The 25496-nt window shown below is 59.2% G+C and carries 31 protein-coding genes and 1 tRNA gene; 11 read left to right on the top strand and 21 right to left on the bottom strand.

All coding sequences use genetic code 11. The features are described from left to right. Window positions 1-180 precede the first annotated feature (180 nt). Entirely contained in the window at window positions 181-855 is a 675-nt protein-coding gene (locus ASTEX_RS05975; RefSeq protein ID WP_013478711.1) for a peptidylprolyl isomerase, read from the bottom strand. Between the two features lie 129 nt (window positions 856-984). On the opposite strand from ASTEX_RS05975, the gene ASTEX_RS05970 reads away from it, so the two are divergent. The 8 genes from ASTEX_RS05970 to groL all read left to right on the top strand — a co-directional run bounded on the left by ASTEX_RS05970 (window position 985) and on the right by groL (window position 7134). Continuing rightward, entirely contained in the window at window positions 985-1659 is a 675-nt protein-coding gene (locus ASTEX_RS05970) for a hypothetical protein (RefSeq protein WP_013478710.1), read from the top strand. 59 nt (window positions 1660-1718) lie between these two features. After that, window positions 1719-2210 (top strand): hypothetical protein, encoded by a 492-nt coding sequence (locus ASTEX_RS05965; protein ID WP_013478709.1) that lies wholly within the window; start codon window positions 1719-1721, stop codon window positions 2208-2210. Beyond that, window positions 2207-2695 (top strand): hypothetical protein, encoded by a 489-nt coding sequence (locus ASTEX_RS05960; protein WP_013478708.1) that lies wholly within the window; start codon window positions 2207-2209, stop codon window positions 2693-2695. The genes ASTEX_RS05965 and ASTEX_RS05960 overlap by 4 nt, the downstream gene beginning before the upstream one ends. A gap of 1 nt (window position 2696) precedes the next feature. Then, on the top strand, window positions 2697-2933 hold the full coding sequence (locus tag ASTEX_RS05955) for a helix-turn-helix domain-containing protein (RefSeq protein WP_013478707.1): 237 nt from the start codon (window positions 2697-2699) through the stop codon (window positions 2931-2933). 65 nt (window positions 2934-2998) lie between these two features. Then, complete coding sequence (locus ASTEX_RS05950; RefSeq protein WP_013478706.1) at window positions 2999-3952, top strand: TraB/GumN family protein; 954 nt, start codon at window positions 2999-3001, stop codon at window positions 3950-3952. Between the two features lie 229 nt (window positions 3953-4181). After that, complete coding sequence (locus ASTEX_RS05945; RefSeq protein ID WP_013478705.1) at window positions 4182-5009, top strand: endonuclease/exonuclease/phosphatase family protein; 828 nt, start codon at window positions 4182-4184, stop codon at window positions 5007-5009. 139 nt (window positions 5010-5148) lie between these two features. Then, window positions 5149-5439, top strand: a complete 291-nt coding sequence (gene groES, locus ASTEX_RS05940) for a co-chaperone GroES (protein ID WP_013478704.1) — start codon at window positions 5149-5151, stop codon at window positions 5437-5439. Between the two features lie 51 nt (window positions 5440-5490). After that, window positions 5491-7134 carry a chaperonin GroEL gene (gene groL, locus ASTEX_RS05935; RefSeq protein WP_013478703.1) on the top strand — a complete coding sequence of 548 codons (1644 nt, stop codon included), beginning with the start codon at window positions 5491-5493 and terminating at the stop codon, window positions 7132-7134. 305 nt (window positions 7135-7439) lie between these two features. Here groL and ASTEX_RS05930 read toward each other — a convergent pair whose 3' ends face one another. The 8 genes from ASTEX_RS05930 to ASTEX_RS20490 form a co-directional block, all read right to left on the bottom strand. Beyond that, a complete protein-coding gene (locus tag ASTEX_RS05930; RefSeq protein WP_049781691.1) occupies window positions 7440-8417 on the bottom strand; it encodes a ribonuclease E/G in 978 nt (325 codons plus the stop codon). Between the two features lie 29 nt (window positions 8418-8446). Then, complete coding sequence (locus tag ASTEX_RS05925; protein WP_013478701.1) at window positions 8447-9019, bottom strand: Maf family nucleotide pyrophosphatase; 573 nt, start codon at window positions 9017-9019, stop codon at window positions 8447-8449. 32 nt (window positions 9020-9051) lie between these two features. Continuing rightward, window positions 9052-9273 carry a translation initiation factor IF-1 gene (gene infA / locus ASTEX_RS05920; RefSeq protein ID WP_041658556.1) on the bottom strand — a complete coding sequence of 74 codons (222 nt, stop codon included), beginning with the start codon at window positions 9271-9273 and terminating at the stop codon, window positions 9052-9054. A gap of 173 nt (window positions 9274-9446) precedes the next feature. Beyond that, a complete protein-coding gene (locus tag ASTEX_RS05915) occupies window positions 9447-9974 on the bottom strand; it encodes a porin family protein (RefSeq protein WP_013478699.1) in 528 nt (175 codons plus the stop codon). 295 nt (window positions 9975-10269) lie between these two features. Continuing rightward, on the bottom strand, window positions 10270-10725 hold the full coding sequence (locus ASTEX_RS05910; RefSeq protein WP_013478698.1) for a UPF0262 family protein: 456 nt from the start codon (window positions 10723-10725) through the stop codon (window positions 10270-10272). A 2-nt stretch (window positions 10726-10727) separates the two neighbouring features. Beyond that, window positions 10728-11180: a DUF2948 family protein gene (locus ASTEX_RS05905; protein WP_013478697.1), complete on the bottom strand. Its 453-nt coding sequence runs from the start codon at window positions 11178-11180 to the stop codon at window positions 10728-10730. 55 nt (window positions 11181-11235) lie between these two features. Next, window positions 11236-12537, bottom strand: a complete 1302-nt coding sequence (gene murA / locus ASTEX_RS05900) for a UDP-N-acetylglucosamine 1-carboxyvinyltransferase (protein WP_013478696.1) — start codon at window positions 12535-12537, stop codon at window positions 11236-11238. A gap of 119 nt (window positions 12538-12656) precedes the next feature. Then, window positions 12657-12800, bottom strand: a complete 144-nt coding sequence (locus tag ASTEX_RS20490; RefSeq protein WP_168148072.1) for a hypothetical protein — start codon at window positions 12798-12800, stop codon at window positions 12657-12659. A gap of 117 nt (window positions 12801-12917) precedes the next feature. Between ASTEX_RS20490 and ASTEX_RS05890 the strand changes: the two genes are divergently transcribed. Further along, window positions 12918-12992 (top strand) — tRNA-Thr (locus tag ASTEX_RS05890). Window positions 12993-13953: 961 nt separating this feature from the next. Here ASTEX_RS05890 and ASTEX_RS05880 read toward each other — a convergent pair. After that, the gene (locus tag ASTEX_RS05880; protein ID WP_013478694.1) at window positions 13954-14454 is read right to left on the bottom strand and encodes a DUF4112 domain-containing protein; all 501 of its coding nucleotides are present in this window, start codon (window positions 14452-14454) and stop codon (window positions 13954-13956) included. Between the two features lie 85 nt (window positions 14455-14539). Here ASTEX_RS05880 and ASTEX_RS05875 point away from each other — a divergent pair, with 85 nt between their 5' ends. Continuing rightward, window positions 14540-14857, top strand: a complete 318-nt coding sequence (locus tag ASTEX_RS05875) for a heavy metal-binding domain-containing protein (RefSeq protein WP_013478693.1) — start codon at window positions 14540-14542, stop codon at window positions 14855-14857. Window positions 14858-14896: 39 nt separating this feature from the next. Then, window positions 14897-15781 (top strand): endonuclease/exonuclease/phosphatase family protein, encoded by an 885-nt coding sequence (locus ASTEX_RS19245; protein WP_013478692.1) that lies wholly within the window; start codon window positions 14897-14899, stop codon window positions 15779-15781. A 1-nt stretch (window position 15782) separates the two neighbouring features. Here ASTEX_RS19245 and ASTEX_RS05865 read toward each other — a convergent pair whose 3' ends face one another. The 11 genes from ASTEX_RS05865 to ASTEX_RS05815 form a co-directional block, all read right to left on the bottom strand. Continuing rightward, entirely contained in the window at window positions 15783-16352 is a 570-nt protein-coding gene (locus tag ASTEX_RS05865) for a hypothetical protein (RefSeq protein ID WP_041658554.1), read from the bottom strand. 120 nt (window positions 16353-16472) lie between these two features. Next, the gene (rlmJ, locus tag ASTEX_RS05860) at window positions 16473-17327 is read right to left on the bottom strand and encodes a 23S rRNA (adenine(2030)-N(6))-methyltransferase RlmJ (RefSeq protein WP_013478690.1); all 855 of its coding nucleotides are present in this window, start codon (window positions 17325-17327) and stop codon (window positions 16473-16475) included. Further along, window positions 17324-17680: an MmcQ/YjbR family DNA-binding protein gene (locus tag ASTEX_RS05855; protein ID WP_013478689.1), complete on the bottom strand. Its 357-nt coding sequence runs from the start codon at window positions 17678-17680 to the stop codon at window positions 17324-17326. The genes rlmJ and ASTEX_RS05855 overlap by 4 nt, the downstream gene beginning before the upstream one ends. A gap of 62 nt (window positions 17681-17742) precedes the next feature. Further along, entirely contained in the window at window positions 17743-18153 is a 411-nt protein-coding gene (locus ASTEX_RS05850) for a DUF805 domain-containing protein (protein WP_013478688.1), read from the bottom strand. A 113-nt stretch (window positions 18154-18266) separates the two neighbouring features. Next, a complete protein-coding gene (locus tag ASTEX_RS05845; RefSeq protein WP_013478687.1) occupies window positions 18267-19736 on the bottom strand; it encodes a TadE/TadG family type IV pilus assembly protein in 1470 nt (489 codons plus the stop codon). A 261-nt stretch (window positions 19737-19997) separates the two neighbouring features. Next, window positions 19998-21710: a pilus assembly protein TadG-related protein gene (locus tag ASTEX_RS05840; RefSeq protein WP_013478686.1), complete on the bottom strand. Its 1713-nt coding sequence runs from the start codon at window positions 21708-21710 to the stop codon at window positions 19998-20000. 140 nt (window positions 21711-21850) lie between these two features. After that, window positions 21851-22711 (bottom strand): RluA family pseudouridine synthase, encoded by an 861-nt coding sequence (locus ASTEX_RS05835; protein WP_013478685.1) that lies wholly within the window; start codon window positions 22709-22711, stop codon window positions 21851-21853. 43 nt (window positions 22712-22754) lie between these two features. Further along, window positions 22755-23018 carry a hypothetical protein gene (locus ASTEX_RS05830; RefSeq protein WP_013478684.1) on the bottom strand — a complete coding sequence of 88 codons (264 nt, stop codon included), beginning with the start codon at window positions 23016-23018 and terminating at the stop codon, window positions 22755-22757. A gap of 40 nt (window positions 23019-23058) precedes the next feature. Then, window positions 23059-23541 carry a DUF805 domain-containing protein gene (locus tag ASTEX_RS05825; protein ID WP_013478683.1) on the bottom strand — a complete coding sequence of 161 codons (483 nt, stop codon included), beginning with the start codon at window positions 23539-23541 and terminating at the stop codon, window positions 23059-23061. A 102-nt stretch (window positions 23542-23643) separates the two neighbouring features. After that, entirely contained in the window at window positions 23644-24105 is a 462-nt protein-coding gene (locus ASTEX_RS05820) for a DUF805 domain-containing protein (RefSeq protein WP_013478682.1), read from the bottom strand. A 16-nt stretch (window positions 24106-24121) separates the two neighbouring features. Continuing rightward, on the bottom strand, window positions 24122-25477 hold the full coding sequence (locus ASTEX_RS05815) for a replication-associated recombination protein A (protein WP_013478681.1): 1356 nt from the start codon (window positions 25475-25477) through the stop codon (window positions 24122-24124). Window positions 25478-25496: the final 19 nt, after the last annotated feature.

Here is a 25496-nt window from a genome sequence, read left to right as displayed (position 1 = left end):
GGATGCTCCGGAACGCCACGCGTCGCGCCCGCCCCGTTACGGTTGAGACGATCATCCCGTCAAAAAAGCGTCAAGTTGCTTTTTGGTAATATGGGCCAAATGGAGATATTTTATACAGATTCTTGCCGTACGGGGCGTATGGATCTCGCCCGCGCTTAGAGAGGCCGGCTCTTAGCGCCGTCAGTTGAGCCGCTTCGCTGAGAGCACCTCCACCGGATTTTCGAGATTCTGCCCGTCCCAGCCGCCCTCGATCTTCTTTTTGGTGATCTTGCCGTTCAAGATTTTCTTGACCACGTCCATGCCCGACACCACCTTGCCAAAAGCGGCATAGCCCTGATTGTCGCCCTCCGGATCACGCCCGGCGTCCATGTAGGACATGTCCCCGACCGAGATGGTGAACTGGTTGCTGGCCGTGCCAACGGCATAGCGGGCCGTCGAAATCGTGCCATCGGTGTGCGACAGTCCGGTCTGTGAGGTCGGCTCGTGCGGAATCGGCTGATAGCGGTGGCCCGCAGCCTCGACCTGAACGAAGCCACCGTTGCCCGACTTCATGGCGCGCCAGAACTGGGCGCCCGTCATCTTTCCGGAGTCCACATATTGTAAGAAGTTAGCCGTCGAAATCGGCGCGCGCTTGCCATCCAGTTCGACCACAATATCGCCCTTGGTGGTTTGAATCAGGACACGCACTGAATCCGGCGGCACTGGCAAGTCGCGATAGAGCGGCTTGGGCTTGGACGGGGCTTTGGCGGCTTCGGTGTTTTCTGCAGGCTTTTGCTGTGCCGGAAAACAGCCTTGCAGGAGCGTCACCCCCATCAGTGCCGCCATACCGATCATCCATCGCCGCCGCTGCGTCATGTCGTGCTCCCTGTGTCACGACAAAACTATCGGAAACCCGCAGGCCTTGGCAACCGGGTTGAGCCACACGATTCCGCTTTACCTTCGGGCAATCAGTGGTAACGCTTATATTTATAAGAGGAGCGCGCCATGATACAGGGCCCCAAGCTCGATAGCCTGTTACCGCCCCTGTCGCCGGAAGATGTCGCCGGGATGGATGACGAACTGACGCGGCTGCGACGACTGATGGAGCGCGGAGAGTCGGCGGGTCTGGCCGGTGGCCCGATCCTGTTGTGGTGGGGCGGCGTGCTGGGCGTCGGCCATCTATGCCTGAGCCTGGCCTATGCCGGACTTTTACCCGCCCTGCCCTACGGTCTCATCTATTTTATGGCCGGCCTGATCGGCACGGTGGTTATCGCTTTGCGTGTGCGCAAGCACAGCCTGTTGTCCAACTGGCGCACCGAGGCCGTTTCGGCCGCCTGGCTCTTCGCAGCAGCAGGCATCTTTGTCTATTCGGTCGGCAATGTCGTCGCCGGGACCTATAATCCGGTGTCCAACATGGCATTTCTCGCCATTGTCTTCGCCCTGATCAGCGCCGTGACCGGAGCGACCTGCCGCCGCGATTGGATGTTGATCCCTTCCACCGGATGGCTGCTGATGGCGGCCTTGAGCTTCATGTTTGGGGACAACAGCGCGCTACGGACGCTGGTCTTTGCGCTGGCTTCGGTCCTGCTGATGGGCGTTCCGGGCTGGGCCCTGACCGATCAGGCGCGTCAGGCCCGGCAGGTGAAACAGGCGCTGGGCCTACGTCTAACCGGCTCTTGACTTTAATTCTAATATAAATTTATATACCCCTAACATTAATTTGTTAGAGGGGTTCACACATGTCTGCACACAAATTACCGCTCGACCTGATAGGCATAGGCACAAAAGTCGCCGTCGTAGGGCTTATCGCCGGACTGGTGGTCGAAAAGGCCGCCCCCCTGAACAACATGCACCCGGACCCGTCCGTTCAGGTGTCGCTGCTGTCGATCAGTATGGTGCTGCCGTCCTTCTGGATCAGCCTTCTGGCTCCTATCTGCTATCTGTTCGCCCTGTGGTCGGCTTCAGATGTTTTTATGCGACTGCATAAGGGCGAAGGATTTGGGGCTTCGGTCGTCAAGGGCCTGAAAGACGTCGGTTCAAACCTGATATACGGGGCCATCGCGGCGATCCTAATTATGCCGACCCTTACCGCGATGACCGAGGATCGCTTCCGCGGCGTGCGCTATGATTTCGCTATCGAGCCCCTGACCATCGGCCTGATCGGCCTAATGCTGTGGTTGATTACGCAGGCTGGTGAAAAGCTGCAAACCGATATGGAGAGCTTTGTATGAAGGCCCTTATTCTTAGAACCATGATCGGCCTGCCGACAGGTATCATAGTACCGCTGGTGGTCGTTCAGTTGCCGAAACTGTGGGCGAATACCAGCCATCGGCTCGACATTTTCGGTCTGGCGCTGTTGCAAGGCGGCTTACCGCTGTTGCCCTATGGTTTCTTAGCTATTGCCCTGTGGTTTGCTGCCGACATGATCACCCGCGTTCGTCCGGATACGCCGCTAGAGCCGGTTCTGTCCAAAGGGTTGCGCCACAGCGGGGCGGGGTTGATCCTTGGCGGCCTGGCTGTTGGGCTGAACGTCACACCTTGGGTATGGGGCGAGGTCTATAACAATACCGGCCGGCAGCCCGGCGTCGCAAATGACGTCCTGCTGACCCTTATCTTTGTAGGTCTGGGCCTGATCCTGTTTAGCCTAAGCCAGCGTATCCGCACGCTGCAGGTGGCGCGCGAGGCCCTGTCGGCGGAACTGGAGCAGTACGTCTGATATGCCGGTCAATGTAACGCTTGATGTGATGCTGGCGCGGCGCAAGATGCGCGCAAAGGATTTAGCGGCGCAGGTCGGCATCTCGGAAACCCAGATGTCACTGCTGCGCACCGGCAAGGTGAAGGGCATGCGTTTTGATACCTTGTCAAAACTTTGTTTCCTGCTGGACTGTCAGCCGGGCGACATCATGGCATACCTCCCCGACGAGGCTGATCTGACAGCAAAGGGCGGCGACTGAGCGGACGCGCCCCATTGCGGTCACGGAGTTAGGACTCAAATGACTCTCCGAAGAGGAGCCCCGCTATGTTCAAATCCGTTTGTCTCGCTGCGCTGATCCTGAATGCGCCCGCGGCCTTCGCGCAGGAAACGATCAGCGAAGCGCACCCCATGCAGGACGGCGATCAATGGATTACCGACGTGGTGGTGACGGCCCGCCTGCCCGGCCCCGCCCTGTGGCGCGTGCGCAAGGACGACAGCGAGGTCTATGTGCTGGGGGCCATGCCCGTGATGACCAAGCGCATCCCGTGGGATTCCAAACGTGTCGAGCGGGTCATCGGCCTGTCGAATGTGCTGCTTACCGCGCCAGAGGCTAAGGGCGGACTGATCGGCGGTGCGCGGCTGCTGATGGATCGTCGCCTGCCGCTGGGCAAAAAGCTCGATGAGGTCTTGCCAGCCGATCTGTCGAAGCGTTTCTATACACTGGCCGATGCCTACGGTCTGGACCGCGAAAAGTACAAGAAACTGTCGCCCATCTGGGCAGCGGCCACCCTGCGCGAGGATATTTATGACAAGGCGGGGATTGCCACGCGCGACCCGGAAAAGACGCTGCTGCGTTTCGCCAAGGCCCAGAAGCTGAAAACCAAGCCATCAGGCAGCTTCTCAGTGGCCAAGACCCTGGGGCGCATCGATGATTTTAGCACGCAGCAAGAGGCGCATTGCGTCGCGGCCACGCTGGATGAGATTGACTTTGCCATAAAGAACGCCCGCGCCGCCACCGAAGCCTGGGCCATTGGCGATCTCAAGGCCGTGCAGCGTTTGTCGCCGGATTCAGCACTTCTTGCCTGTCTCGAAGGCGCGCCTTCGACCAAGGCCATGCTGGGGCAGTCGGTCGAACAGACGGTGGGCGCGATCAATACTGCCTTAGGAACGCCGGGTAAGTCCCTGATTGTGCTGCCCTTGTCAGCGCTTCTCACCCCCGGAGGCGCCTTGCAACAACTGGAGCAGCAGGGTGCGACCGTAACCACGCCCTCGCTCTAGACTGAGGTGACTTCACGATTTCCCTCCTCCCCACTGTATGGGGAGGTGCCGAGTTTACGAGGCGGAGGGGTATACCCCTGCCGAAAAGATACCCCTACGGCGCGACATCGCCCGCCACCTCCCCACAAGTGGGGATGTGAAAGAGTAGCCGCGTGAAACGTTAGCTCGGCTCAAAAACGTCATATGAATGTCATTGGACCCCGCGCCTGCCGCGCCATAAACTAACCCTATGAAACTGCTGCCCCTACTTGCTGCCGCGCTGCTTGTCGCCTCGCCCGCCTCTGCCGAGCCCCTGCGCCTGATGAGCTACAATATCCGCTACGCTAATCCGCAGGACGTGCCACCGTGGCCGGAGCGCGGCCCGCGCATGGCGGCGCAGATCGCCTTCCTTGCGCCCGATGTGCTGGGGGTGCAGGAGGCGCTGTTGCCGATGGTCGATGACCTGTCGCAAGCCCTTGGAGACTATGACCATTACGGCGTCGGCCGCGATGATGGGGCCAAGTCGGGCGAAAGCACGACCGTCTTCTGGCGCCGCGACCGCTTTGAGAAGGTATCAGCGACGACTCAGTGGTGCGGTCAGACGCCCGACACCCCCTCGAAAGACGCCGATGCCGCCTTCCCGCGCACCATCACGCGCCTTATTTTGAAGGATAAACGCAGCGGGCAGGTCTTTGATGTTCGCAATGCCCATTTCGACCACGTGGGCGTCAAGGCGCGCGAAAACTGTGCTGTGCAGATTCTGAGCCTGCCGCCCGTGCCGGGCGCGCACCTGATCGTGCTGGGCGATTTCAATACCGGTATGGGCAGCGCGCCGTATAAACGCTTCACCGCCGAAACGAGCCCGCTGAAAGACAGCCGCGTCGCCAGCACCCGCCGTTTTGGACCGACCGGCACCTTCAATGGCTTTGATATCCGCCAGACGGACGGCGAGGCTATCGACCATATTTTTGTGGATCGGACGTTGATGGTTAAGAGCTTCGCCACCCTGACCGACAGCTATTCGGGCAAGGTCATTTCCGATCACTTCCCTATCGTGGCCGATATCGAGCTGAAATAAATTCCGGCGAAAAAATTTCACACGAATCCGCTTCGCCGCTTCTTGACTCTCTGCGGTCGCAACCCTAACTCAGGGGCGCGTTAGCACTCAGGCATACTGAGTGCTAACACATCCATCTGAATAACATCGGAGACATCATATGAGCTTTCGTCCGCTGGGCGACCGCGTTCTCGTGAAGCGCGTTGAAGAAGAAGCCAAGACCAAGGGCGGGATCATCATCCCTGATACGGCTAAGGAAAAGCCGCAAGAAGGCGAAGTCGTCGCTGTCGGGCCGGGCGCCCGCAACGAAAAGGGCGAGCAAGTCGCTCTGGACGTAAAGGTCGGCGACCGCGTTCTGTTCGGCAAGTGGGGCGGCACCGAGGTCAAGCTGAACGGCGAAGACCTGCTGATCCTCAAAGAATCCGACATCCTGGGTGTGGTCGAGCGTTAATCCGCTCTGTCGCCCCTATTCTGATAATACGCAACCAAAGGAACACCCGAAATGGCTGCTAAAGACGTACTGTTTTCCTCGGACGCGCGCGACAAGATCCTGCGCGGCGTCAATGTCCTCGCCAATGCCGTGAAAGTCACGCTTGGCCCCAAGGGCCGCAATGTCATCCTTGAAAAGTCGTTTGGCGCGCCGCGCTCGACCAAGGACGGCGTGTCGGTCGCCAAGGAAATCGAACTGGCCGATAAGTTCGAAAACCTGGGCGCGCAACTGATCCGCGAAGTCGCTTCCAAGACCAACGACAAGGCCGGTGACGGCACCACGACTGCCACGGTTCTGGCTCAGGCCATCGCCGTCGAAGGTCTGAAGTCGGTGTCTTCGGGCCGCAACCCGATGGACCTGAAGCGCGGTATCGACAAGGCCGTGGCCGTCGCCATCGCCGAAATCAAGGCCTCGTCCAAGCCCGTTACCTCGAACTCGGAAATCGCTCAGGTCGGCACCATCTCGGCCAACGGCGACACCGAAGTCGGTCAGATGATCGCTGACGCCATGGCCAAGGTCGGCAACGAAGGCGTCATCACCGTCGAAGAAGCCAAGACCGCCGAAACCGAACTGGACGTCGTCGAAGGCATGCAGTTCGACCGCGGCTACCTGTCGCCCTACTTCGTCACCAACCCGGACAAGATGGAAGCGGTCCTCGAAGACCCGTACATCCTGATCTTCGACAAGAAGATCTCGACCCTGCAACCCATCCTGCCGATCCTCGAAGCCGTGGTTCAGTCGGGCCGCCCGCTGCTGATCATCGCCGAAGACGTCGAAGGCGAGGCTCTGGCCACGCTGGTCGTCAACCGTCTTCGTGGTGGCCTCCGCGTCGCCGCCGTCAAGGCTCCGGGCTTCGGTGACCGCCGCAAGGCCATGCTGGAAGACATCGCCATCCTGACCGCCGGCCAGGTGATCTCCGAAGACATCGGCATCAAGCTTGAGACCGTGACTCTCGACATGCTGGGCCGCGCCAAGAAGGTGACGATCACCAAGGAAACCACCACCGTGGTTGATGGCGTCGGTGAAAAGGCGGAAATCGAAGGCCGCGTGGCTCAGATCAAGCAACAGATCGAAGAAACCACCTCGGACTACGACAAGGAAAAGCTGCAAGAGCGTCTGGCCAAGCTGGCCGGCGGCGTCGCGGTCATCCGCGTCGGCGGCTCGACCGAAGTCGAAGTGAAGGAAAAGAAGGACCGCGTCGATGACGCCCTGAACGCGACCCGCGCGGCCGTGGACGAAGGTATCGTTCCGGGCGGTGGTACGGCTCTGCTGAAGGCGTCGAAGAAGCTGGCCGACCTGACCGGTGACAATGACGACCAGACCGCCGGTATCGCCATCGTGCGCAAGGCCCTGCAGGCGCCGATCCGTCAGATCTCGGAAAACGCGGGCGTCGAAGGCTCGATCGTTGTTGGCAAGGTGCTGGAATCGAACGATGCCAACTTCGGCTTCAACGCTCAGACCGAAAAGTACGTGGACCTGGTGGCCGATGGCGTCATCGACCCGGCCAAGGTTGTGCGTACCGCTCTGCAAGACGCGGCCTCGGTGTCGGGCCTGCTGATCACGACGGAAGCCGCCGTGGTCGAAGCCCCGAAGAAAGAAGCGGCCCCGGCTATGCCTGGCGGCGGCATGGGCGGTATGGGCGGTATGGATTTCTAATTTGGCTCACGTCCCGTTCCTGCGGATCGGGACGTGGACAAAGGTCCATAGCGATAATGTTTTGCTCGGGTCGCCCCCGTCGCAAAATCTCCCAATACTATGTAGAAAGAGCGGGTCTCACGACCCGCTCTTTTTTTTCGTCACTTCGCTGTAAATGCAGACCTGCGGCTGGCTTTCATATGGCGGATCAAAATCATCAGGCCTTCTCTCCAAACAAACAGAGGCGCGGGGAATGTACCGGAAAATAGTGCGACCGAGAGTTATAGGGCCTCTTCTCAACGCGTCCCGAGAGGTCTGCGGAACCATTACGGCAGTGGAACCACCTCGGTTATCGACGATGTTTCGACGCTGAGGCGTGGTGTCAGCGGGTCAAGGCTGTCTTTCAGACACTGGCGCACCTGATCGGCCACCGGGCCTGGCGCGCGCAACCGGAGGCGGCCACCGACATCCGAACGGGCTTCGGCCACGGCGCGCCACAGGAGCCGCCGTGCGGCCCTCAGCGGCGTCTCTTCCATATGGGGCTGTGCGCCCCACGGCCGACTGAATTCCAGCGTCCCAAAGCGGGTAATCGGCCCGCAGGCGATGGCTCGCCCCTCGGCCGCAAAGGCGGACTGCACCAATCCGGTCAGCTTCTCACCATTATGCTTGTTGCCGATCAGATCGACCACCACCAGGCCCGCCAGATTGGACAGGCGCAGACGGCGTACCAACTCTTCAACCGCCACCTCATTGAGGCGTTTGGCGGCCTGACGTGGCGTGTGGATCATCCCTTCCCCAGCACGCCCCATGTCGATATCGCACGCGATCAGGGCGCGCGTCGCCTCTATGGACAGATAACCGCCGCCGGGCAGGTCGAAACTGGGCTGGGTCGCCTGCGCCTCGGCAATATCGAGGGCATCGGGGTCTTCGGCGGGCTCAAACCGGACCTGAGGGTCAATCAGGCGCCGCGCCTGTTGTTTCAGGCGCTCCATCAGCCCCAACGGGTCCGACAGGCGACGTGGCGGCCCATCGCTGACACCCAGCAGGCGGACACGGGGCAATTTGTCGGCACGAGCTTCAGCGGCGATTTCGACCTCGACTGCCGTACCTTCGTTCAGGGCATTGGGGTCGCTGAGATCAGTCATGGCCTCTTGACCATCGGCGAGTTTAAGGAAGCCGATCCGCCCCGATTTGGCGGTTAGCCGAGCCACCGAACGCGTTCCCCACAGGGTTAGGGATGTATCCAGCGCCGGACCTTCAGCATAGAGCAGCGGCAGCCCGTCGCGCGCCAAACAGGCACGCATCAGACCAAACCGCTGTTCACCATACAGTTTCACCCCCTGTAACCCGCGCCGCGCAGCAGTTGCAGGGTCTCAAACGTCGGCAGCCCCACCACCGAAGGAAAGGAGCCGATCAGGTGAATGACAAAGGCGCTGGCGCGGCCCTGAATACCGTAGCCGCCCGCCTTGCCTAGACCTTCGCCGGAAGCAATATAGGCGTCGATCTCTTCGGCGCTCAGGCGTTTAAATTGCAGACGGGTTTCGACCACCCGCGCTGACAGACCCTTAGGCGAGACCAGCGCGACGCCAGTATAGACGCGATGGCTGCGGCCGGACATCAGTTCGAGACAGGCGCGAACTTCGGCATCCGTTTCCGCCTTGGGCAATATGCGCCGCCCCACCCCTACCACCGTATCAGCGGCCAGAATATAGGCGGGCTGCGTAACCAGCGCCGCTACGGCTTCGGCCTTGGCGCGCGACAGCCGCCCGGCCAGTTCGCGCGGGGTCTCGCTTTTCAGCGGCGTTTCATCAATATCGGAGGGAAGGATACGATCGGGTTTCAGGCCGATCTGGGCGAGCAGGTCCACACGGCGAGGACTGGAGCTGGCCAGAATAAGGGGCAGCATCAGGCGCGCCCCTTACTTAAAGCGGCCAACACTTATTTGAACCGATAAGTGATGCGGCCCTTAGTCAGGTCATAGGGCGTCATTTCAACCATGATACGGTCGCCAGCCAGCACGCGGATGCGGTTCTTGCGCATCTTGCCCGCAGTGTGCGCGATGATTTCATGCCCCGAGTCTTCGAGCGTCACGCGGAATGTCGCGTTCGGCAGAAGCTCGACAACGGTACCCGCAAACTCCAACAGTTCTTCTTTTGCCATTCGGCCCCACATGGAAAGGGAAAAGGGCGAATCGTCATGCGATGTCGCCCATGAAAATCAGTGGCGCTCCCTTTATACCCAAACGGGTTAAGTGGAAAGAGGGAAAGCGCGTATGAAAAGGCGGAGCCCCTTTCGGAACTCCGCCAATCCTTGGTTAGCTTGCAGGGTAGAAATTAAAACTTCCGAACCACGCTGACCGACAGGTTGTCGGCATTTCCGCGATCATCCTTGAAAGCCGAGCGGGTATAGTCGCCTCGGATGGCGTAGGCGTCATTGAGCTTCATCTGCGCTCCGACACCAACATCCAGCGCCGTTCCATCTTCGGCGATCGGCGAGTTGTTGTAGTTTTTCAGCTTGGTGTCCGAAACACCCACGCGGCCGATCAGCTCAACGCGGTCCGAAACCGGCAGGAAGCCCACGGCGTAGGCGGCCTTCTTATTGGTCAGCTTGTAACGGCCCGTATTGGTCGTGTCGCCGTTGGTCCCGGCGGCCAGTTCGCCTTCGAGCCCGAAGTGCGGGGTCAGCTTGGTGCCGAGGCGCGCATTCATCGAGTTAAGGCTAGAGTCGGACTCGTTGTTATTCGTGGCGGTCGCACCGATCGAGCCATACACCTCGGGCTGCGACAGGGATTGCGCGGAAGCCGTGGACGCGCCGAAAGCAGCGGCAGCCAAAGCGGCAGTAGCCATGAGCATGGTCTTCATAGTGAACTCCTATTGTCTTCGTGTGCCGTGCGATTTTCATGAACCGCACTCTTTGTTGCGCCGACCGGAGCTGAGGCTCCAGCGACCACAAGACAATCGCTCCGCAAAGGGGCCGCATTGGGCCGCCTCAAAGGCCATTTCTGGACTTTTTTACAAGAAAAACATAAATTTAATAGGAGATTGCGGCAAAACCGCCATCTTGATGAACTCAAAATGAACGATCATTCATTTCCGACGAATTAGGTGTTCCGGGGTTTTTCAGCCACACCCCAATTCTGCACCTCAGCATACGACATCAGCCTCGCAGATGCAGGGCATGGATCAGGGTAAACAGACGTCGTGCGGTTTCGTGATCGATCTCAATCTTGCCGGCCAGACGTTCGGTTAGCAGTTCTGCTCCATCATTATGGATACCGCGACGGCCCATGTCGATCGACTCAATCTGCCCCACCGTGGCATTTTTCAGCGCCTCATAGTAGCTTTCGCAGATCATGGCGTAGTCCTTCATGATCGGCTTGAGCGGCGTGAAGGATAGCATGATTTTTTTGGCATAGCCCTCGCCCGACACATCAAACACCAGCCGCCCATCCTCATAGGCCAGGCGTAGATCGTATTTTTCCGCCGAACCGCCTTCGGGTTTGAAGCTGTTTTTTTCAATCAGGTCGAACATGGCGACCTGACGCTCATGCTCCACTTCCGGAGACGGCGAAGCCAGGCTGTCGGAGTCGATGTCGATACGGGCCAGTTTCATAATTACACCGGATGGCTAGGGGTCGAACGGGCGCGGTGAGGCGCTGCGAGGTCCATAAGCAGAAGATCGACGGCCTCGACCTCGATCTTCAGCTCGGCAGCGGTCTTGCCCGCAAAGCGCAGATAGAGGTGGCAGGCCGGCGCGTCGAGCGGTTCGGTGGCCAGATGCAGAATGGTCATGCCCTGCGGCGGGTGATGCACGTCGAAACCTCGCGACCGAAGGCCTGTGATCGAGCCGATCTGCAACGCACAGGCGGCACGCAGAGGCGTGCGGCTCTTGTGTTCATGGCAAAAGCGATTGAAACGCAGGGTCAGAGCGCGAGCGCGGGCGTCGTAACGCACGTCTTCGCCACGCAGGGCCGCATCCTGCAACAGCGCGCTCAACGGCACCACGTCCTCTTCGCTCTGCGCGAGAAGACGGAGCGGTTTCGGCTTTTTGTGAAACCACCCGAACATCCGTAATCTCAACGCCTCCTATCCAAAAACCGGTGCACACGTTTTGGCATTTGGCTTATTCTTCCTCGATCGGGTCATTGCCCTTGATACGGCGGATATTGGCCCCGCAGGCGGAAAGCTTGCCCTCAAGGTTCTCGAAGCCGCGATCGAGGTGATAGACCCGGTTGACGACCGTCTCACCGCGCGCCGCCAAACCAGCAATGACAAGACAGGCCGAAGCACGCAGATCGGTTGCCATGACCTGCGCCCCGCGCAGTTCCTCAACGCCCGTCACCTTCGCTTCGCCCCCGTGCAGGACCGAGATATTGGCACCCAGACGCCCCAGTTCCGGCACGTGCATGAAGCGATTTTCAAAGATGGTTTCGCGCACCGTGGACTCACCTTCCGCCAAGGTCATCAGGGCCATGAACTGCGCCTGAAGGTCGGTGGCAAAGCCCGGATAGACTTCGGTGGTGATATCGACAGCTTTCAGGCGCTCCTGACCTCGACGGATCGTCACCGTATCTGCCGTCGTTTCGATCTCGCAGCCCGCCTGACGCATCTTGTCGAGCAGAATACCGATCAGTTCCGGGCGCACCTTCGTCAGGCGTACCTCACTGCCCGGCATGGCCGCCCCGGCCAGCGCGTAGGTGCCGGCTTCGATACGGTCGCAGATCACTGCCCAGTCGGTGCCCTTTAACGAAGCGACGCCTTCGATGACGATGGTTGGCGTCCCGGCCCCGGTGATCTTCGCGCCCATGGCGTTAAGGCATTCAGCCAGATCGACGATTTCCGGCTCACAGGCAGCATTTTTAAACACTGTAGTGCCGTGCGCCAAAGCGGCGGCCATAAGGGCGTGTTCGGTCGCGCCTACCGAAACGAAGGGGAACTCAATCTCAGCCCCTTTGAGGCCGCGCGGCGCCTGCGCGAAGACATAGCCTTCGTGCATGTCTATATGCGCCCCCAGCGCCTCCAGCGCTTTGAGGTGCAGATCGACCGGGCGCGCGCCGATGGTGCAGCCGCCCGGCAGGGACACCTTAGCATGACCCGTGCGCGCCAGAAGCGGCCCCAGCACGTTGAACGACGCGCGCATCTGACGAACTAGATCGTAGGGTGCAAAGGCCGAAGTGATTTCCGGGGTGTGCAGCAGGGTTTCCTGATGCCCGTCCGGTCCGTTAGTTTCAGTGATCTGCGTACCAAAGCGTTGCAGCAGGCGGCCCAGCAGGCGGGTGTCGGCCAGACGCGGCATATTGGTAAGGCGCACCGGCTCTGAAGTCAGCAGCGACGCCGCCATCAGCTTGATCGCGGAATTCTTGGCTCCGCTGACGGGAATGTCCCCTTTGAGCGGCACGCCGCCTTCCAACGCAATACGATCCATTGAGTACGCCTGATCCGAATGTCTGAACTTTCATTTCTGCCGACGGGGCCGCCCCGATTCAGAGCTTTGGAAATGAAATGGATTTCGCGTTCTACATCACCGGGCCGCAGGTGCAACAGCTAGTTTTTCGCGTCGTCCTTACGGATCGGTGTGGGCTCAGGACGGCGGGCAGCAGCTTTGCGCCGCTGGAGATTGGCGCGCAGGGCGGCATTGAGGCGCTCGGCCTTCTCGTCCCTGGGGTTTTTATTCGGAGAGTCGCTCATAGGCCGGTGATTTAGCGTTCCATCCACAAAAAGCGAGCGAAAAATGCACTTTTCGCTTTGCGTTTCGCCTCGGTTTGGGTATTAGCCGCGTCCTCAGCCGGTCTTCACACCGGTTTAGCCGTATTAGCTCAGTGGTAGAGCGCATCCTTGGTAAGGCTGAGGTCGGCAGTTCAATCCTGCCATACGGCACCATGAAGGCCCGGTTCTGAAACGACCGGGCCTTCGCCATATCCGGGGCTTGCCACTAAAAATATTTAAGCAAAAACTGGATCAATTCGTCATAACGCACGCCCAGTTGCATGGCAGACAGAATGACATCGGGGCGCGTCCGGTGTCCGAATCGAAACCTTATCTTCCCGCTCGTCCTAGCTGAAGATACCATAGCTTGCTGATACAAGTCCTCCCGCGCTGAGAATATCGCGCATCTACTGCACAAACACGCAAATTGCTTTAGGGCCTTCCCGGCCCATACCTATCAACCCTGTGGCGCAGCGTAGGCCGATCCACCGGCTAAACGATATGAAGCACGACCCTTGGAGCGAAGCCTTGGGCGTCAGAAGTCCGAGCTCAAGGTCCACTGCAAGCCGCGCGACGAAAAGGCAGTTGAAAAACAAGGCCGACCTCCTCAGTCCCTACAGGCTTGTTGCCACTGAGAGTGACAACCGCCCCCGGCGTAGTTGAACAGGACCTGTCGCCTACTGATCAAAAGACGGTTGGTCACAACTGCTGTCGCGCTAATCCAAACGCCAAAGGTTTTGTAAGGCGTACAAGGTGGCTTGAACCTGCATAAAGCCGATGGTCACGCGCGCCGCGTCGGGCAGGCTGAGAAGGGACCAGTCGCGGCCTTGATGGACGGAAGAGTCACCAGTGGGAGGTCATCCCAGGCCACCCCAGATGCGCCTTCGGGCAGCATATAAGCGCGCCGCCCACATGCAATGTGGCAGGCTTTATGGTGACCGCGCGTTGCTTGACGCGGGCCTGAGCGAGGACATCAGGCCGCCAAAGGCGTTCATTGCGGGGTATGTGCTTTTTATGCCCGCCCCGCTCGAAACAAGGGCAGGCCAAGGGAGGGGCGTTTTGCAAGGACACGTTTGGACCTCAACGGAAGGGAAGCCTGTCAGTATCCGCGATAGCTGAGCGGCGAGGATCGACTTCAGGGCAGAAGATAAACGAGGCGCTTTTTCCCTTTGGTCGCCTTCATCGTCGCCAGATTCCCCTGGTGTCGGCCCGACGCGTGGGCTTCGCGGCCGCTCTCTTCGATGTAAAGCGTTTTTTCGATGTCCTTTTGCACGATGTGCGAGGCGTAGAGGTGCCCCTGATACAGGGTATCCGCCACCGCCCCCACCGGGAAAAACGGGAGGATAAGTTGCGCGACCTCCTCCAGTCCGCTGATGCCCAGATCGAGCGCCAGAACGACCGCCGCCTGCACCCAGGCGACCGGACTAATGCGGGCGCGAAACCCACTCAGCAGTATGTACGCCGAGGCCCCGAATGAATAGACCGCCCCAACGACCGGAAACGGCAGCCACGCCAAAAGGCCATCAAGCCCGATCAGGTTGAACGGGCCGATACCGATAATGCGATCCGACAGGCGCTTGATTGTGCCTACTGAGTCGTAGACCTTCTGCACGTCATAAGCCGACCTGACAAACATGTCATTTGCTCCCCTTCGCCCGTTATGGCTAGACATTGCCTGTAGCGGGGTTATGCGTCAATTACGTGAGTTAGGGGAATTAATCATGATCGTCACTACCACACCCAGCGTCGAAGGCCGTAGCATAGACACCTATATCGGCGTCGTCACCGGTGAGGCCATTCTGGGGGCCAATATCTTCCGCGACCTGTTTGCCGGTATCCGTGACATTATCGGCGGTCGGTCGGGCTCCTATGAAAAAGTGCTACGCGCCGCCCGCGAAGCCGCCTTGAAGGAAATGCAGGAAGAAGCTGCGCAACGCGGCGCCAATGCCATTGTCGGCGTCGACCTCGACTATGAAACCGTCTCTCAGGGCACCATGCTGATGGTCACCTGTTCAGGTACCGCCGTCGTCCTGCGCTAAGTCTTGCTGGTTCTCAGGCTGTTTTCATTTTTGACTTTTATGCTGAGCCTTGCTCTGCTGGGCATGGGCGCAGCGTGCCTGCTCGACCCGCATGAGGCACGGGGCTATCTGATCGATATTTTCACCGCGCCCCTTCTCAGCGTGGCCTTAGCGGTGTCTTTTGTGCTCATTCAGTTGCGTCAACGCGCCTCGGCTCTCATCAGCCTGATAGCGGCCGGTGTTTTGGCTTTGAGCTTCTGGCCGCAGATTAGCCCGCCCCACCCCCCAACGGACACCAAGGCGACCCCGGTGCGGCTGATCTTCGCCAACCTATACGTCAACAACGAGACGCCAGAGCGATTACTCGACTGGGTCACAGCAGAAAACCCCGATGTCGTCGCCATCGTCGAAGCCGGACCTCTGGCCGAAGAGACGCTGGCGGCGAAACTGCGCCAGACCTATCCCCACATGGCCCGCCGCTATGACACCTTTGTGTTTTCGCGCTACCCCCTCACGCGGCCGCGCGCCCGCCCTATTGGCTACAGCCTGCTGACCGTAGAGGTTGGAGCACCTGCGGGGGCGTTTAATCTCGCGGTTTCGCATCTGACGCGCCCGTGGCCGTTCAGCGCACCGGGCAACCAACCGCGGCAACTGGAGCGGCTGCGTGCGGATCTGCGCGATGAACGGCCGGAGCGCACGGTGCTGGTCGGAGATTTCAACACCACCCCCTCGGCCTCAGGCCTCATGGATTTCAGTCGCAATCTGGGCCTGTTCGCGGCCCCGGCCCCGGTGGGCACATGGCCCGCCGTCCTGCCCGCTCCCTTGCGTATCGGCATCGACAATGCCTTTGCCGGCCAGGCGCTCAGCCTGCGCAATCGCAAGGCTGGTCCCTACTACGGCTCCGACCACCGCCCAATCCGGGTGGATATCTACCCAGCCAAATAAGCTATTTGCGCGGCGCGGGGCGGCGCTTAGGCGCGGATCTGACAGCCGGCACCGGCTTAAGGGCGGACTCGACGAGCGGCTCTGGCAGCACCCCATCGGCGACTTGCGCTTCTGACGTCGCAGACGCGAGTTCAGTTGCGGGCTCCGGGGCAAACTCTATGCCCGGCGCGGCTGCGCTCCCGTTCGCCTCGGACAGTTCCGTTAAGGCATCGACCACGGCGTCCTCGACCTCGATAGCCGCGATAACAGGCACAACGGCGGCCTCACGGACGGCCTCGTTGACTTCTTCCAGCACATGGGCAGCGTCTTCGCTGGCCTTGTACCAGGTCTGACGCAGGCTCATCATATCGACAAAGCCCTTGGGCAGATCCTTATAAAGATCGCTGCCGCCCGGGCGCCGCGCCGGCACACCGGACAGCATCCACGCAGAAACGCCGAAGCTGGTCGCAGCAAAAAACGGCACCCACATCGGCGAGCAGGCCCCGATCCAAAAATGGGTCAGGCGCTCGGTCGCGCTCTTCATCTCTTCGGAGGTGGGCAGTGAAAACGCGGGCAGATCAGATTGCGTCATAGTCAACATCTCGTGGCCTCGTGCGCTCAAAAAATATTGCAGCGCACAAAACTAACACATAAATTCACAGCCGCCTATGCGACCGATCGCCCTAAATGGGCAAATTCGCGTGATCAGCGATTAATCTAACGTCCACACCGAGGCCTTGCCACCCGGTTCGGCAAAGACCTGAGCCAGATCGTCGGCAATGTCGCGCATGGCCTCGACCACCGAAGCGGGCGCATTGACCGTCACAAGCGCGCAACCATTCATCTTCAACGGATTGGTCAGAGGCCGCAGGCGCAGTTCGGCCACAGCAATATCCGGCCCGCCCTCCCCTGTCTGGTCTTCCAGAAGCTCGCATTCCATATGGCGCAGGAAACGGTCGAATGTCTCAAGGTCTTTCAGCGGCAACCACACCAAAGCCTTGGCGGTGGGCTGTTTTTTCAGCACGTCGCGCAGGCACAGATTGATGCGCTCATAGTCCTCGAACTGCTCAAACGGCGGATCGATCAGCAGAAAAAAATCTTTATCCGGCTCAGCCATTTCGACCGCCGCCTCATAGCCATCCGTATGACGCGCCTTGCCGCGAGGCATTACCGTCGCCCTCAAGCGCTCGTAATCGTCCTTGCGGAGTTCACAGCCCATATAGCTGCCTTCCGCCGTCAGATGGTCGAGCACCAGAAGCGGCGACCCGGGATATAGACCAATTCGCGTTTTGAACCCCGCCGCCCGATTCTTGGCCCACACATAGTCCGACAGGGGAATAAGACTTTGCGGCACATCCCCCCCCAGCAGATAGCCTATTCCAGCCTCGGCCTCTTTGGAGCGCGAGAAGGTCGGATCGGACAGGTCGTACTGGCCCGCCCCGGCGTGGCTGTCCACCACCTGAAGCGGCTGTGCACTCTCCCGCAGGGCGCGCAGAAAATTCAACAGGACCGCGTGCTTGAACAGGTCGGCGAAGTTCCCGGCGTGAAAGCCGTGGCGATAGTTCAAAGCCCTAATTCCTTCTGTTTCTTTTTCGACAGGCCGTCGGCAACCAGACGGTACGAGTCGCTGATCAGGCCGCGCAATTCATCTCCGGACATCTGATCACCGGTGTAATACTCTATCCAGCTCATGCCCCGCGACGCCAAATAGGGGGCCGGGCGGCAATCGGGGTGATCGCGCAAAATTTCAAACGCCACGGGGGAGACCTTGACGCTGAACGACAAATGCCCATCGGTTTGTCTGCCCGCAATGACGAAGACCTTCCCTCCGACCTTCCATACATCGTGTCCGCCCCACTGCACCACATGCGTGGCAGCCACGAGCGACCGGCAGAAGATATTGAGTTCATCGAGGGTCATGCGGTGTCTTTGCCGCAATTCATCTCCCGCTGCAAGCGATGTGCCGGTGACTGAGGCAGGGCTCACACGGTCTCTGGCTCGGCAAACCGGGTGGAACGGCCGTACCTATTCGCGCCCCTCTCGCCGGGCATCGCGCCTAAGTCAATGGCAGCCCATAGCAGCACCAGCGCGCCAACAAAGTCTAGGAAGTTATCTGGGCGCGGCCACACCATCATGAACGCAATTAGGATCACCGCCGCCCACCAGCCGGAGCGCCCCCGGTCGTGCAGGCGCTTCGACAGCACACACGCGGCGCAGAACAATAGCGCCGGATAGACCACCCATCCGGTCAGCACGCGCGGTGCCCCGGTAATGGCCGAGTCATAGATCATGAACAGTCCGACCAGCACCGCCAGGGCGATCAGGAACGGCGTCTGACGCACTCGTCCGGTGGACGAAAAGAACAGCTCGCTCCAGTCAATCTTCTGGTTCATGATCCATCCCACAGCAACAAAGGCAGGAACACGACGTCCCCGCCTCTTCGCTTAACACCGTCAACTGGTTGAGAAAAGACGCTTATCTGAGCGGCGGCGCTTTTCTGCCTCAGTTATTGCATCAGACGCACGACGCTCAGTTTGCCGCCGATGATTTCAAAGGCTTCAATCAGGTCATTGGCATTCTGGGCATCAAAATAGTGCTGGGCATCCGTGGCGCAGGATTTCAGCGCACTCAGCGCCGTAGGATCGGTTACCCCAAGTCCGATAACGAAAACTTCGATATTCTTACCCTTGGCATATTTACAGGCATTATCCTGAGCTGTGTAGGTCGGGGCGACCAGTGACGAACTGATCGTCGGCGGACTTCCTGTCGCTGCCGATACGATCTGGCCAGAGGAATTGGTGTAGAGCGTATTGGCGCCATCGGTCATAAGAACAATGACCTTCTTCGGTTCCTTATTCTTGGAATCATAGGCCATCCCTTCTTTGAAGGGCGCCGGCGGAGATAGCGTGTTGACGCCCCAGTGCAGGCCCCCTGGGATGAAGGTATCCGGCTTATAGCTGCCGATGCTGTTGACCAGCCCCTTGATAGAATTGGTCACCACAGTCTTGTCATTGCTCAGAGGCTGGATGGCCGTCGGGCACTTTTGTGCCGTCTCGAGCACGCCCGTGTAGGCAGTCAACGGATCAGGCAGAACGAGCATTTTGGTTTTGGAATCGACCTGATGGCGCACACAACCATACCATTTATAGTAGGTCGGTTGCGGGTTATTGCACGATTGATAAGGTGTTATATTTACCGTCGTACAGGTTTGCGGCGTTTTCCAGCATCCGACCTTGATAGGCACGCCATCTTTGATGGAGTCGCAAGTCCCATATACCCCACCAGTACAGACCTGTTTAGTAGAGATTGTGGTGCAGGTCTTGGCCGCAGCAGGCACCGTATAGTCTGCGCCCACCGAAACCCAAGATTGGCTCCGATTGGCCAAACCGACATTGACGTAATCTGCATAGGGTACAACAGCGACCTTTACATAGTCCTTGTTCGCAGATGTCATAACCGTGTTAACAAGGTTCGTTGCTGCGGTTTTCAAGACATCGAGCCGGGTGCTGCTGCCATTGAGGATTTGTCCCATGGAGTCGGTGTTATCGAGGACCAGCGCCAGTTCCAACGTGCCGTTGGCCGCCTGAATGGTCTCACTAATAACCTCGTAGGGGATCTCCTTGATGTTTACCACGCCCAGAAGAAACGGCTTATAGGTGCCTTTGGCCGTCACATAGTAGGTGCGTGTCTTTGTATCGTAATTGAACTGACCAATAACGACCTTGTCCGGGTTGTCTCCCAGTTCCTTGTCCAGACGCAGCTTTACGGCCGCCTGAGCCTGCTCAACGGTTGCCGGGCGCAAAACGGCAACGGCCAGCGTTGCCGCGTCCAGCGCGTCCTGAGCTTTGCTACGGCGCGAGATGACGTTCGAGTAGTCCACGGCTCCGGCCATCGAGACTATCAGGATAGAGAAGAACAGGCCGAACATAACGGCTGTGTTGCCACGTCGATCGCGAAAGAAGTCAGGCAGGCCCATGAGTGTATCCGTGTCTAAGTATCGGCTTTGCCCTGCAATTTACGCGCCAAAGCTTAAGATTCACTCTATTGCAGAACCCTGTCATTTCGATTGTGAGCGTGCCAGCAACTAACTGACAAAATTAAGGAAATACCCCCTATCTCAGCGCACGAGGAGGCTACCCGCATTCGACCATTGAGACCTCGCGACTAACTCAACGGTACCGAAGGCATCAGATGTTCGCGAAAGGCATTCCGGGGTCATGTTCAATGCCCCTTAGTATTACTTCGTCAGGCGCGTGCTCTGGATCGAGTAGAAAACCTTAGCAAGCGTCGAGGTCAGCTGGCTTGAGGCCGTCACATCGTAGAAGTATTCCGGACGGCTAGCGCAGGATTTGAGCATGTCGGAATTACCCTCCATGACGCGTATGGTATAGACGGTGATCCCAAGATCCTTGGCCGCCTGGCAAGCCAGCAGCGTGCGGGCATTGATAGTGGAGGCTGAGGTGCTCCAGCGGTTCTGGGTATTTTCACCGTCAGTGATGACGATCATGTACTTGTAATTGGTCTTGTCGCTATAGGGCTTGGCCGTATTGAACGGCAGTTCCGGCGACAGAAGCTCCATACCCCACTGCACACCAATGGTGATATTGGTGTTGCCGGCCGGCGTCAGCTTTTGGGCATGGGCCCGCACAGCGGCAATATCCGTGGTCAGCCCCATCACTGGTAAAAGGTTATTGGTGGCACATTTGGCCGCCGGATAAAGCGTGTCAGTATTGGACGCGATAGGAGATTGCCCCGAGACATCATATGGCTGTTTGCGATCGATGACGCAACCGTTCCAGCTGTCGGTGCCGACGCCGAGAAGGTCCGAATTCGCCGTAATGGTGCTGTTGTCCTTGATGGTGGTCGTCGATCCGGAGCCATACCCACCGGCGCTGGTGGGCGTAGCCGTAATTGTCCCGTTGTATTGCGCATAGCTGTAGCTGGGCGTACCGTAATAGCTGGCGCTTGGCCACGGGGTCGAGTTGCTGGCATTGTTCGTGCGCGTCCAGGTCGTCGTTGAGTAATAGTCTGTCCGTGAGACGACCGTATAGCCGCAGTAGGTATAGGTGTAATAGTTCGGCCAGCAATAACCGTTATTCTGCACATAGTTGGACGTGACAAATACCCGATAGGTGCCACCGCTGGTCGTATAGGCATAGATGCGGGCATTGGCTCTACAGGCGGCGACATCCGCCGCACCGCTGCACATCAGATCGCGCGTCGTCCCCAAGGAGGTACAGCGATCCGACGTCATGCTGCTGCCCGTACAGCTATAGGTATAGGGCGTCTCGCCAAACTCTCCGGCGATGCCGGCGGCCGGAACCCCTCGAATACTGACCTGCGTATCGAACGGTACGATTCCAACCCGGGCATCCCAAACATTCTCGCCACTGACCAGCAGCGAGGCCAGAACGCTGTCCACGGCCGCCTTGAGATTGGTCATGCGCGAATCCCGCGACATGGACCCAGTTGAGTCCAGCACCAGCGCGATCTCGGATTTGCGCATCTCCGCTTCCGCGGTTGAGGTCGCTCCAACCGTCAGCGTCTCAATGCCGGCCAGCTTCAGAAAGGTAGTCTTAATCTGGGCTGTAGCGGTATAAACGGCGGTCTTGTGCGAACCGCTGATTTCAAACTTCAACCCTTTGGAGGTAGGCGCAATGCCGCTGTCTGTCAGATTGAGGGTGAACACGGTATCAGCGGCGGCCTTTGCCGCGGTCTCGTCCTTGGCCATGAGCGCCCCTCGCAGCGCCGCCGCATCGGCCGCGTCCTGCAGGCGGTTGGTCTGTTCCTGAGCCTGGCTGAACTCAACGCCGGCGCCTGCAGCAGCGACCAACGTCGCTGCAATCAGGCCAAAAGCAATCATGGTGTTGCCACTGACGTCACGCCAGAAACCCGTCTTCAGCGGGTTAAGCCAGACCTGACGCGCACGGCCGCCGGATTGCCCAAACATGTCACTTCTGCCCCAAAGGATACACAAACCTGGACAAAGATCGCGACAAAGCCTTAAGGGCAGCGTAAGAAATCTGGCTAATGACGCATTAAGCAAAAAACGGGAGTAGGCAAACAATTGAAAGGGTTACCGGCTTTCGTTCAGCCCAGCCCAAGACCTTTGCATAACGCCTGAATATCCGGGCTCGGCGGCGCCTCCCAGCGGCGACGTCCGCCATCGGGATGGGGAAAATCTATGGCACGGGCATGAAGCATCAGGCGCGGTACACGCAGGCCGTCAAGACTGAGCGCCCCACCGTAGCGCACATCGCCGGCAATCGGGCAGCCCAAATGCGCCATGTGCACGCGGATCTGATGCATCCGGCCCGTAAACGGCTCACATTGCACCAGCGCGGAGGTATCGGTGCGGCTGACCACGCGATAGATGGTGCGGGCGGTCAACGCGTCGGGATGATGGGGATCACAGATGCGGCTATAGGCCTCCCTCCCGATCTCTTCGCGGCGCAGCGGAGCGTCGATGACGCCCTCGTCTTTAAGATTATGCGGATTGGCCACGATGCAGACGTAAGCCTTGTGCACATCTCGCGCGGCTATGGCATTGCCGACAAAGGCCGCTGAGGTACGCGTTTTGGCTGCCAGGATAATACCCGATGTGTCGCGATCCAGCCGGTGAAGCAGGCGCGGCTTGTTGCCATTCGAGCGCGCAAAGGCCCACAGCATATCATCGAGATTATGGAAGTTCCCACGCCCACCCTGTGAAGACAGGTTTGACGGTTTATTAAAGCCCATAATCACCCCGTCTTCGTGGATCAACATAGACTTCACCCACACGACCTCTTCGTCGGACAGTTTCAGCGGACGGTCGATGGCCTTCTGATTTCTGGGCGTCTGAACTGGGCGGGCCCAACCTTTGGATTCGCGCTCGGCAATGGCTGCCTTGTGCTGCGGCGACTGACGCGAGGCCTTTTTACGGTTCAGCTTGTCCTGCTTTTTCGGGGTCATGCGCGGCTCATACTATAGGCGTGTGCGATTGCCCATAGGCCTTTCAGTCTTCGCGTCGTTTGCCCGCAGCGCGACGGCCCCGAAAACCGGAGCCGCTCAGCGCGCCGAACAGGGCGACTAGAACGATCAGCGCCCCCAGCGCAAAGGCGGCCCAGACGGCCAGCCATTGCCCGCTGATGCCAATACCCAAGGCGCGCAACATCTGACCAGCCTCATAGGGCGCATAAAGCGCCAACAGCACCACCCCCGCGAAGGCCACGGCGATGATCCACGCCCCAATCTTCAAAACCCGCACGATCTGGCTCATCTGTTACCTCACTTTGGAGAAACGAGCCTATAGCCTCTCTCTAGCGATGACCAGCCATACGCACAGGTCCTACCGGACGGCGCAGGGATTGCCGCAGAGGCTGCACTGAAGGCTGCGCCAGCAGGTAAAACAGCACGAAAACGCCGGCTCCTAGGACCAGAAACTGCCACCAGCCAGACCGGTTAAGGTCGTGCAGACGGCGCGTGGTAAGCGATATATAGGGGACCAGCAGGACTATCGGCGCGACATACAGCCAGCTCAGCCCAAAGGCCCCGTCCACAAGGGCGGCGGCACAATAGACGCCGACAAAGAGCAGCAAAAAGGCACCATATTCGCCGCGTGACGCCCGGCCTTTGAAGTCAAAAGCGCGGGCAAATCCGTTGCGTACCGCAGCCTCAAAGCCTTCCGTGCGGTGCGGCGCGCCAAAGCGGTTCGGTCCTGAGGGATGAATGACAAACGGCAAAAAGACCGGTGCGATCCATAGCAGCAGAACGGCCAGTTGTTGCAGGGTTTCCGGTGACATAACACGTCTCCTTCATAAGCTTGAAGCTCAGTCTGGAGGGCAAATGGGCCGGAAATGGGGAGCGATTATCACAGAGCTGAGAGGGGAATGTGACCTCTGCTCTTAATCAAAGACCTCGGCTACATTCCTGTCTTCGCCGACCGAGGGCTGACAAAGCATATAGATCAAGGGAACAATACCAAGGCTGTAACCTATGAGCTGCCACCAACCGGACCGGTTTATGTCATGCAGTCGACGGGAGGCCACAGCTAGATGTGGAATACCCCAGATCAGATTGAAAGCCGTCGGAATCTGGATGTTTGACGCCGTCTCGAAAAAACCGAGGGCAACCGAGATGAGAAACACGAAAAGGGTGTACCACCAATATTCGGATCGGCTAGCACGCCCGTTGAAGTCAGCATATTTTTTAAAACACACCGCAACCGCTTCAAAAAAACCTTTCGGTGCAGGTTTATACTTCGCGTATCGATTGGGTAGAGATGGACGTGTAATAATGAGCGGCAGAAAGGCCGGCAAAGCCAGCAGACCCAAAATTACCCAATGCCATATAGACAGGCTACCCATCAGTCCCCCTTTTACTCTACTCGCCCCTTCGACCCTGCTTTTGTGCCCTGAGCCGCGCCCATTCGTCAAGCCTTTGCCGGGTCTTGCCCTCGTGCCCCTCGCCTTTCGGGTCATAGAAGCGCGGTCGTGCCATGCCGTCCGGGAAATAGTTCTGCCCCGAAAACCCATCGGGGTCATCGGGGTCGTAGATATAGCCTTCGCCATAGCCCAGTTGCTTCATCAGCTTGGTCGGTGCGTTGCGTATAACTTCGGGCGGGTCCAGCGTCGCGGTTTCCTTCGCCGCCTTCATGGCTGCCTTAAAGGCCGTGTAGACGGCGTTCGATTTGGGGGCCGAAGCCATATGGACCAGGGCCTGAGCAATGGCCAGCTCGCCTTCCGGAGAGCCCAGAACCTCATAGGTTTCACGCGCCGCATTGGTCATGATCAGCGACATGGGATCGGCATTGCCGATGTCTTCAGAGGCCATGCGCTGCATCCGCCGCACGATATACAGCGGGTCTTCGCCCCCCTGAAGCATCCGCGCAAACCAGTAAAGCGCCGCATCAGGGTCGGAACCGCGCACGGACTTATGCAGGGCCGAGATCAGGTTGTAGTGGCCTTCGCGGTCCTTATCGTAATTGGGGCGGCGCTTTTGCAGGTTTTGCAGCAGAGCGTCGCTGTTCAGCGGCGCCTCAAACCCCATCGAGGCCAAAGACTCGATCAGGGTCAGCAGATAGCGCCCGTCACCGTCGGCCAAGCCTTTCAGCGTCTCCTTCGCCTCGTCCATCAGCGGCAGGGCGTGCCCCAGATGCGTTTCGGCGCGGGCAATGAGCCTATCCATCGCCTCGTCATCGAGGCGTTTCAGCACAAAGACCTGACAGCGCGACAAAAGCGCGCCGTTCAGCTCAAACGACGGGTTTTCCGTCGTTGCCCCGATCAGGGTGACCACACCGGCTTCGACATAGGGCAGGAAGCTGTCCTGCTGAGCGCGGTTAAAGCGATGAATTTCATCGACAAACAGGACGCTGCGCACACCCTGAGTGCGACGGGCCTGCGCGTACTCAAAGGCCTTTTTCAGATCGGCGACGCCGGAAAAAACCGCCGAAATCTGTTGAAACTCATAACCGACGCTGGCGGCCAGCAACCGCGCAATGGTCGTCTTGCCGACGCCCGGCGGCCCCCACAGGATCAGCGACGGCAAAAACCCGCGATCGATGGCGCGCGCGATGGCCCCGCCTTCGCCCAGCAGGTGGTCCTGACCGACGATCTCGGACAAGGTCTGCGGCCTCAGGCGCTCAGCCAGCGGCTTGAACCCTTCGGGAGCAGCGGTCAGGGTCGGAGCGGACGGCGTCAGGCCAGCCGCCTGAAACAGGTCATGGGGCACAGAAGACATGGAACATGTATAGAACATG

It is taken from the genome of Asticcacaulis excentricus CB 48 (assembly GCF_000175215.2).
GTDB lineage: Bacteria > Pseudomonadota > Alphaproteobacteria > Caulobacterales > Caulobacteraceae > Asticcacaulis > Asticcacaulis excentricus.
The sequence above is the reverse complement of the archived record's forward strand: the minus strand, read 5'-3'. Positions and strand labels throughout refer to the sequence as shown.

What these genes read in the sequence shown, in the direction of transcription:
- ASTEX_RS05975 (WP_013478711.1), bottom strand. Translation starts at nt 855, where the DNA reads ATGACGCAGCGGCGGCGATGGATGATCGGTATGGCGGCACTGATGGGG.
- ASTEX_RS05970 (WP_013478710.1), top strand. Translation starts at nt 985, where the DNA reads ATGATACAGGGCCCCAAGCTCGATAGCCTGTTACCGCCCCTGTCGCCG.
- ASTEX_RS05965 (WP_013478709.1), top strand. Translation starts at nt 1,719, where the DNA reads ATGTCTGCACACAAATTACCGCTCGACCTGATAGGCATAGGCACAAAA.
- ASTEX_RS05960 (WP_013478708.1), top strand. Translation starts at nt 2,207, where the DNA reads ATGAAGGCCCTTATTCTTAGAACCATGATCGGCCTGCCGACAGGTATC.
- ASTEX_RS05955 (WP_013478707.1), top strand. Translation starts at nt 2,697, where the DNA reads ATGCCGGTCAATGTAACGCTTGATGTGATGCTGGCGCGGCGCAAGATG.
- ASTEX_RS05950 (WP_013478706.1), top strand. Translation starts at nt 2,999, where the DNA reads ATGTTCAAATCCGTTTGTCTCGCTGCGCTGATCCTGAATGCGCCCGCG.
- ASTEX_RS05945 (WP_013478705.1), top strand. Translation starts at nt 4,182, where the DNA reads ATGAAACTGCTGCCCCTACTTGCTGCCGCGCTGCTTGTCGCCTCGCCC.
- groES (WP_013478704.1), top strand. Translation starts at nt 5,149, where the DNA reads ATGAGCTTTCGTCCGCTGGGCGACCGCGTTCTCGTGAAGCGCGTTGAA.
- groL (WP_013478703.1), top strand. Translation starts at nt 5,491, where the DNA reads ATGGCTGCTAAAGACGTACTGTTTTCCTCGGACGCGCGCGACAAGATC.
- ASTEX_RS05930 (WP_049781691.1), bottom strand. Translation starts at nt 8,417, where the DNA reads ATGCGTGCCTGTTTGGCGCGCGACGGGCTGCCGCTGCTCTATGCTGAA.
- ASTEX_RS05925 (WP_013478701.1), bottom strand. Translation starts at nt 9,019, where the DNA reads ATGCTGCCCCTTATTCTGGCCAGCTCCAGTCCTCGCCGTGTGGACCTG.
- infA (WP_041658556.1), bottom strand. Translation starts at nt 9,273, where the DNA reads ATGGCAAAAGAAGAACTGTTGGAGTTTGCGGGTACCGTTGTCGAGCTT.
- ASTEX_RS05915 (WP_013478699.1), bottom strand. Translation starts at nt 9,974, where the DNA reads ATGAAGACCATGCTCATGGCTACTGCCGCTTTGGCTGCCGCTGCTTTC.
- ASTEX_RS05910 (WP_013478698.1), bottom strand. Translation starts at nt 10,725, where the DNA reads ATGAAACTGGCCCGTATCGACATCGACTCCGACAGCCTGGCTTCGCCG.
- ASTEX_RS05905 (WP_013478697.1), bottom strand. Translation starts at nt 11,180, where the DNA reads ATGTTCGGGTGGTTTCACAAAAAGCCGAAACCGCTCCGTCTTCTCGCG.
- murA (WP_013478696.1), bottom strand. Translation starts at nt 12,537, where the DNA reads ATGGATCGTATTGCGTTGGAAGGCGGCGTGCCGCTCAAAGGGGACATT.
- ASTEX_RS20490 (WP_168148072.1), bottom strand. Translation starts at nt 12,800, where the DNA reads ATGAGCGACTCTCCGAATAAAAACCCCAGGGACGAGAAGGCCGAGCGC.
- ASTEX_RS05880 (WP_013478694.1), bottom strand. Translation starts at nt 14,454, where the DNA reads ATGTTTGTCAGGTCGGCTTATGACGTGCAGAAGGTCTACGACTCAGTA.
- ASTEX_RS05875 (WP_013478693.1), top strand. Translation starts at nt 14,540, where the DNA reads ATGATCGTCACTACCACACCCAGCGTCGAAGGCCGTAGCATAGACACC.
- ASTEX_RS19245 (WP_013478692.1), top strand. Translation starts at nt 14,897, where the DNA reads ATGCTGAGCCTTGCTCTGCTGGGCATGGGCGCAGCGTGCCTGCTCGAC.
- ASTEX_RS05865 (WP_041658554.1), bottom strand. Translation starts at nt 16,352, where the DNA reads ATGACGCAATCTGATCTGCCCGCGTTTTCACTGCCCACCTCCGAAGAG.
- ASTEX_RS05855 (WP_013478689.1), bottom strand. Translation starts at nt 17,680, where the DNA reads ATGACCCTCGATGAACTCAATATCTTCTGCCGGTCGCTCGTGGCTGCC.
- ASTEX_RS05850 (WP_013478688.1), bottom strand. Translation starts at nt 18,153, where the DNA reads ATGAACCAGAAGATTGACTGGAGCGAGCTGTTCTTTTCGTCCACCGGA.
- ASTEX_RS05845 (WP_013478687.1), bottom strand. Translation starts at nt 19,736, where the DNA reads ATGGGCCTGCCTGACTTCTTTCGCGATCGACGTGGCAACACAGCCGTT.
- ASTEX_RS05840 (WP_013478686.1), bottom strand. Translation starts at nt 21,710, where the DNA reads ATGTTTGGGCAATCCGGCGGCCGTGCGCGTCAGGTCTGGCTTAACCCG.
- ASTEX_RS05835 (WP_013478685.1), bottom strand. Translation starts at nt 22,711, where the DNA reads ATGACCCCGAAAAAGCAGGACAAGCTGAACCGTAAAAAGGCCTCGCGT.
- ASTEX_RS05830 (WP_013478684.1), bottom strand. Translation starts at nt 23,018, where the DNA reads ATGAGCCAGATCGTGCGGGTTTTGAAGATTGGGGCGTGGATCATCGCC.
- ASTEX_RS05825 (WP_013478683.1), bottom strand. Translation starts at nt 23,541, where the DNA reads ATGTCACCGGAAACCCTGCAACAACTGGCCGTTCTGCTGCTATGGATC.
- ASTEX_RS05820 (WP_013478682.1), bottom strand. Translation starts at nt 24,105, where the DNA reads ATGGGTAGCCTGTCTATATGGCATTGGGTAATTTTGGGTCTGCTGGCT.
- ASTEX_RS05815 (WP_013478681.1), bottom strand. Translation starts at nt 25,477, where the DNA reads ATGTCTTCTGTGCCCCATGACCTGTTTCAGGCGGCTGGCCTGACGCCG.